At 62.0% G+C, this 5,907-nt stretch carries 5 protein-coding genes and 2 pseudogenes; 2 read left to right on the top strand and 5 right to left on the bottom strand.

Annotated features, from left to right (window positions below; genetic code table 11):
* Positions 1–190 precede the first annotated feature (190 nt).
* The gene (locus tag DBR24_RS11345) at positions 191–799 is read left to right on the top strand and encodes a LysE family translocator (protein ID WP_128614785.1); all 609 of its coding nucleotides are present in this window, start codon (positions 191–193) and stop codon (positions 797–799) included.
* Positions 800–828: 29 nt separating this feature from the next.
* Here the strand turns inward: DBR24_RS11345 and DBR24_RS11340 are convergent.
* The 3 genes and pseudogenes from DBR24_RS11340 to DBR24_RS11330 all read right to left on the bottom strand — a co-directional run.
* A pseudogene (locus DBR24_RS11340) lies at positions 829–1,641 on the bottom strand (TIGR03915 family putative DNA repair protein); the annotation flags it as partial.
* Positions 1,638–2,858, bottom strand: coding sequence for a putative DNA modification/repair radical SAM protein (locus DBR24_RS11335; RefSeq protein WP_123462601.1), 1,221 nt, complete (start codon positions 2,856–2,858; stop codon positions 1,638–1,640). The gene DBR24_RS11335 and the pseudogene DBR24_RS11340, both read right to left, overlap by 4 nt.
* Before the next feature lie 88 nt (positions 2,859–2,946).
* Entirely contained in the window at positions 2,947–3,702 is a 756-nt protein-coding gene (locus DBR24_RS11330; protein WP_128614784.1) for a helix-turn-helix transcriptional regulator, read from the bottom strand.
* A 78-nt stretch (positions 3,703–3,780) separates the two neighbouring features.
* On the opposite strand from DBR24_RS11330, the gene DBR24_RS11325 reads away from it, so the two are divergent.
* A complete protein-coding gene (locus tag DBR24_RS11325; protein WP_128614783.1) occupies positions 3,781–4,884 on the top strand; it encodes a cytochrome P450 in 1,104 nt (367 codons plus the stop codon).
* Here DBR24_RS11325 and dmeF read toward each other — a convergent pair.
* Together dmeF and DBR24_RS31970 are read right to left on the bottom strand one after the other, a co-directional pair.
* Positions 4,881–5,810: a CDF family Co(II)/Ni(II) efflux transporter DmeF gene (gene dmeF / locus DBR24_RS11320; RefSeq protein ID WP_123462596.1), complete on the bottom strand. Its 930-nt coding sequence runs from the start codon at positions 5,808–5,810 to the stop codon at positions 4,881–4,883. The two genes, DBR24_RS11325 and dmeF, sit on opposite strands and share 4 nt — an antisense overlap.
* Positions 5,811–5,822: 12 nt before the next feature.
* Positions 5,823–5,907, bottom strand: a pseudogene (locus tag DBR24_RS31970) (metal/formaldehyde-sensitive transcriptional repressor); the annotation flags it as partial.

Below are 5,907 nucleotides of genomic sequence, written 5' to 3'. Positions count from 1 at the left end.
CTTCGGCCGCCAGGCTGAAACTCTGATGACGAGCAGCAACAGCGAAAGCGCGAACTGCGTTGAGCGGGGGAAGTGAATTTTTCATGGGTCTAATTTAGTCACATATGCACTGCATTTAAAGCGTTTGTCAGCGCCTTGTCGCCACGCCAATCTGCCCACATGCAGACACGCGATTCGACGGAGCAACATCATGCACAGCTACGGACTCTTTGTACTGTTCGCCGCCCTGACTATTTTGAGCCCCGGCCCGGGCGTGGTGCTGACCCTGTCCAACGCCGTGCGCCTGGGCTGGACCGGCGCAGTGCCCGGCATACTGGGAATCGCCTCGGGCGCTTTCGTGGTGGCGGCCCTCAGCGCCACCAGCGTCGGCTTGATCCTCAGCGCCTCGGCCGAGGCGTTTACCGTGCTGAAATATGCCGGGGCCGCCTATCTGTTGTACTTGGGCTTCAAGAGTTGGCGTTCAGATCGTTTCCGTGCCCTGCAGCAGGTTCGCCCTTCTCGTCCGGGCTACCGCTTTCTCGAAGCCGCGTCCCTGCAGTTTCTCAATCCGAAAGCGATCTTCTTCTTTTTGGCCGTGTTCCCGCAGTTCATTGACACTGAACAGGCTTTTTACCCGCAGTTCTTCAAACTGGTGGCCTCTTACGCAACGCTGGTGATTCTGGTGCACGGCAGCTATGCCCTGCTCGCCAATGCGGCCAAAGGCTGGTTGTCGAGCCCGAAAGGCTCTTGGCTGGCGGCGAAAGTCTCGGGGGTGACCTTTGCCGGTTTTGGTCTGTTGATGGCTTCGGCAACCCGCTGAGCAACCTGCTCAGGCTCATCCTGCTTCAAGGCAATCCGCTTGCCGGCCCGCCCGGCTATCCCGCTGGCCTGACCATTCTGTTGCTTGCCCATGCGCGCCTGGGTGATCAATCCGGGTATCAATTCCCCTTCCGGCAGGTTCTTCCAGAACCGCGCCGGCAAGTGCCCCTGCATGACCTTCTCGTTCAACCGCGCCGGGTTGAAGATGTGGCTGTAATAGGTCAGCCAAAGATCGCCGTGGGGGTCGTCGACGTTCTGCGCCAGTTGCTGCCATTCCAGCGGGCACTGGCGCTGATGAATCAGTTGTTCGCCGTCGTAGTAAACACCGTCACGCGGGGTGGCGATCAACCAGCGGTGTCGGCCCATGCGCCCGACGAAGTGTTCGCTGGCACTGTGCAGGATGTCGTGGGCCGGTTCGTGCCACGCCACGTATTGCGGGCCTGGCTGATCCTGCGGGCGTTCGATGAACCGCACGAAGGCATGCAGATGGTGGGCTTCGCGCTGTACCTGCTTGATCCGCCGCTGCAGCTCACTGCCGAGTTTGTCGCCGGCCATCATCGCCGTGCGGTCGCCGTGACTGACACGCCACAACACTTCGTACAAAAGACTCCAGCGCTGGTCGCCACGGTAGCGGGCCGCTTGCTCCAGCGTGTCGAGCAATGCACGGGGGATGCGCGCCTGGAACGGGCCATGCCCCTCGGGCACCTGCACATCACTGGCAAACAGGTCATTCACGCCTTCGGACGCCCAACTGACGAGACTCGGGTCGATCTCATGGCTAAGCAACCAGCGCGCCTGCTGCCGCCAGGTAACGAACAGATCGTCGCAATCGAGATTGATCATCCCCACAACCCCATCTGCTGCGGCTGCGGCCGGTCGCGCAGTTGCTGGTAGAGCATGTGACTGGTGACTTCGGCCTGTTGCGGGTGATAGTCGCTGGTGATGATGAACGGCTTGGCCTTGGCCAGCACACAGCGCATGCGCGCCACGTCTTCGTAACGGATACGCCGTTGCTGGCGCAATTGCACCAGGCGTTCGGTGGTACGCAGACCAATGCCCGGAATGCGCGCGATCAAGGCCGGTTCGGCGCGGTTGAGATCCAGCGGGAACACCTCGCGATTCTGCAGCGCCCAGGCCAGTTTAGGATCAATGTCCAACGCCAGATTTCCCGGTCCCTTGAGTAACTCACTGGCGCTGTAGCCATAGCTGCGCAAGAGGAAATCGGCCTGATACAAACGGTGCTCGCGCATCAGCGGCGGCGCGGCCAGCGGTACGCTTTTCGGGCTGTCGGGGATCGGGCTGAACGCCGAGTAGTAAACGCGCCGCAAACGGTAGTTGCCATACAACGACTGGGCGCTGTGCAAGATCGTGCTGTCGTCGGTGTCATCGGCGCCGACGATCATTTGCGTGCTCTGCCCGGCCGGGGCGAATTTCGCCGAACGAGGTTCATTGAGCACCGTTTGCACGCCGGTGTAGATGGTGTTCATCGCCTGCTTGATCGAACCGATCTGCTTCTCCGGAGCCAGGGTTTGCAGACTGGCATCGGTGGGCAACTCGATATTGACGCTCAACCGATCGGCATAGCGCCCGGCTTCCTCGATCAGCGCCGGGTCGGCCTCGGGAATGGTCTTGAGATGGATGTAGCCGCGAAACTCATGTTCTTCACGCAGCAGCTTCGCCACGCGCACCAGTTGCTCCATGGTGTAGTCCGCCGAGCGGATGATCCCGGAACTGAGAAACAACCCGCTGACGCAGTTGCGCCGGTAGAAATCCAGGGTCAGCGTAACCACTTCCTCGGGGGTGAAACGGGCGCGCGGCACATCGCTGGAGCGGCGGTTGACACAATATTGGCAGTCATAGAGGCAGAAATTGGTCAGCAGCACTTTCAGCAGCGAGACGCAGCGCCCGTCCGGCGTGTAGCTGTGGCAGATGCCCATGCCATCGGTCGAACCCAGCCCGCTCTTGCCCTCGGAACTGCGCTTGGGCGCGCCGCTGCTGGCGCAGGAGGCGTCGTACTTGGCGGCGTCGGCGAGGATGCTGAGCTTGTCGATGATTTGCATGGCGAAGACTCGGTACTGGTTATGCGTACAGTATCGAGTCTATAGGATTGGCACAAGGTGCAAAGCAGGATCAAAAGATCTCGGCCGATCAGGTGTACGCACTCCCTGCAGGAGCTGCTGCTGGTTGCGATCTTTTGCTCTGCGCTTGCAATGGCACCTCAACCCCGAACCGCGCCCCGATCTCCCTGCGCCCCAATGCCGTCAACGCCAACGCCCGACTGTCCAGATCCTGGGTTACCCACTTGCGCTTCAACGCCGTTTGCAACAAGGCCGCCCCCAGCGAGCCACCCAGATGCGGCCGGCGCATGCTCCAGTCCAGGCATGGGCAGGCGAACTTGCGGCGCAACGTGCTCAGATCCTGCACCTCGATGCCCAATCCGCCGAACAGCGCCTCGCCACTGTCGCTCAACCGATATACCTGCTCATCGGTCGTCACCAGCCACCCCGCCTCCAGCATGCGGTCGTGCAGCAACACCGCCAGCGTACCGGCCATATGGTCGTAACAGGTGCGGGCGAATTGCAGGCGATCCGGCGTATGCGGTTTGAACATTGGCGCGGCGTTCTGACCGATCACCATCAACGCCTCCAGCGCCTGGGCCACACGTTGGTCGGCGAGGCTGTAATAGCGATGGCGCCCCTGCACATGCAGGCGCACCAGGGCCAGATCCTTGAGTTTGCTCAGGTGCGCGCTGGCGGTCGAGGCGCTGACTTCGGCGATGGCCGCCAGCTCCGTACTGGTGCGCGCATGGCCGTCCATCAGCGAGCAGAGGATTTTCGTGCGCGCCGGTTCGGCGATGGCGGCGGCCACTTGCGAGACGCCGATGTCTTGATGTTCTGCGTGCATATTTCGCTCCCCGACGAATCGTCGTCGCTGCGGACTGAAGATACTCGCATCACTTTCCCGACGACAAGGCTATGCACCATGGACCCGATCATCGCTGCGACGCAGGCCGATCCCTACCCCTACTACGCCGAACTGCGCGCGCAGGGCGGACTGACCTTTCATCACCCGCAGAAACTGTGGGTCGCCAGCAGCGCTCGCGCAGTCTGTGCGGTATTGGCCCATGCCGATTGCCAGGTGCGTCCAACGCAAGAACCGGTGCCGAAAGCGATTGCCTCGGGAATGGCCGGCAAGGTCTTTGCCCGGTTGATGCGAATGAATGAGGGCGAACGCCAGCGCTGCCCACGTTCGGCGATCGAGCCGGCGCTTGACGTGTTCGATGCAGCCCGGGTGCGGGCGCTGGTGGCTGCACGCCTGATCAGCGCAGATGCCGACGGCGTATACAAAGCCATGTTTCGCGGCCCGGTGTGCGTGGTCGCAGCACTGCTCGGCTTCAGCCCGGCGCAAGGCCGGGCGATCAGTGAGCTGACCGCTGACTTTGTCGCGTGCCTGTCGCCGTTGAGCAATGATCTGCAACTGATGGCGGCACACGCGGCGGCTGAACAATTACGCGGTTACTTCATCGAGCTACTCGCCGAATCGAACAGCGACTGGTTGAAGGCCATCCTGCAACGCTTCGCGGGCGACGAAGAAACGCTGATCGCCAATCTGATCGGGCTTTGCTCACAGACGTTCGAAGCGACGGCCGGGCTGATCGGTAATGCCTTGGTCGCGGTGCGGCGTCAGCCTGCACTACGCAGTGCACCGATGGATGCGCTGTTGGCTGAGGTTCAGCGTTTCGATCCATCGGTGCAGAACACTCGGCGCTTTGTCGCGCAGGCTTGTGAGATTGATGGAGTGCGGGTCGAGGCCGGCGAGGTGATTCTGCTGTTGCTGGCCTCGGCCAATCGCGATCCAGCCCTCAATGAACGCCCCGACGAGTTTCTGCTGGATCGCCCGAACCGGCGCAGTTTCAGCTTTGGCAGCGGCCGGCATCAATGTCCGGGCCAACGGCTGGCGCTGACGATTGCCGCTGCGACTGTCGGAGAAATCCTTGATCACGGTGTGAATCTGCAGCAACTGGCCTGGCACTACCGCCCTTCCTTGAATGGGCGGATCCCGTTATTCAGCCAGGCACAGTGTTAAGCGCTGCGTAACTCAACCGTCAGGTGCGACAACTCATGCACCGGCGCCAGCCGCTCGCGAATCGCCTCGGCGGTGACGCCGGCGGCCGCCACCACACTGACAATCGCCGCCCGTGCCTGCGGGCCGACCTGCCAGACGTGCAGGTCACTGATGCGCACGTCGTCCGAGGTTTCCAGCAACTCGCGAATTTCCGCCGCCACCGGTTCGTCGGTGGTGTCGAGCAGCACCGCCGCGCTGTCACGCATCAGGTTGTAGGCCCATTTCGCGATGACAATGGAGCCGACAATACCCATCACCGGGTCCAGCCATACCCAACCGAGGTAACGCCCGGCCAGCAACGCGGCGATCGCCAGCACCGAGGTCAGCGCATCGGCCAGCACGTGGACGTAGGCCGAGCGCAGGTTGTTGTCGTGATGGTGATGATGAGCATGGCTGTGGTCATGCTGATGGCCGTGATCGTGACCGTGATGGCCCATCAGTAGAAAAGCGCTGAGGATATTCACGCCCAGTCCAACAATCGCAATCACCGTCGCTTCGCCAAACGCGACGGTGGTGGGTTCGAACAAACGAAAAATCGACTCGCCGGCAATGCCCAGCGACACCAGCCCCAGCACCATGGCTGAAGCAAATCCGGCCAGATCGCCAACCTTGCCGGTGCCGAAACTGTAGCGTCGGTTGTTGGCATTGCGCCGGGCGAAACCGTAGGCCGCCGCGGCGATGCCCAACGCGCCGGCATGGGTCGCCATGTGGAAACCGTCGGCCAGCAGGGCCATGGAGCCGGTGATGTAGCCGGCGGCGATCTCGCCGATCATCATCACAAACGTCAGTGCCACCACCCACAGGGTGCGGCGGGCGTTTTCGTCGTGGGACGCGCCGAGGAACTGGTGATCGTGGCTGAAACGATCAGCGCTTGGAGTCAGGCTCATGATGCTCGTGCTCTATTTGGAATAACGGCGGATGGCTTGCAGCAAGTCTTCGGCGCCCTGGGCGCGCTCTTCGTCGGTCAGGTCGGGATGCGCCACG

The sequence above is a fragment of the Pseudomonas sp. HMWF006 genome (genome assembly GCF_003061205.1).
GTDB classification, from domain to species: Bacteria; Pseudomonadota; Gammaproteobacteria; order Pseudomonadales; family Pseudomonadaceae; genus Aquipseudomonas; species Aquipseudomonas monsensis.
The sequence above is the reverse complement of the archived record's forward strand: the minus strand, read 5'-3'. Positions and strand labels throughout refer to the sequence as shown.

Excerpts from the sequence above, each read along its gene's own strand:
- DBR24_RS11325 (WP_128614783.1), top strand. The coding sequence starts at position 3,781 with ATGGACCCGATCATCGCTGCGACGCAGGCCGATCCCTACCCCTACTAC.
- DBR24_RS11345 (WP_128614785.1), top strand. The coding sequence starts at position 191 with ATGCACAGCTACGGACTCTTTGTACTGTTCGCCGCCCTGACTATTTTG.
- DBR24_RS11330 (WP_128614784.1), bottom strand. The coding sequence starts at position 3,702 with ATGCACGCAGAACATCAAGACATCGGCGTCTCGCAAGTGGCCGCCGCC.
- DBR24_RS11335 (WP_123462601.1), bottom strand. The coding sequence starts at position 2,858 with ATGCAAATCATCGACAAGCTCAGCATCCTCGCCGACGCCGCCAAGTAC.
- dmeF (WP_123462596.1), bottom strand. The coding sequence starts at position 5,810 with ATGAGCCTGACTCCAAGCGCTGATCGTTTCAGCCACGATCACCAGTTC.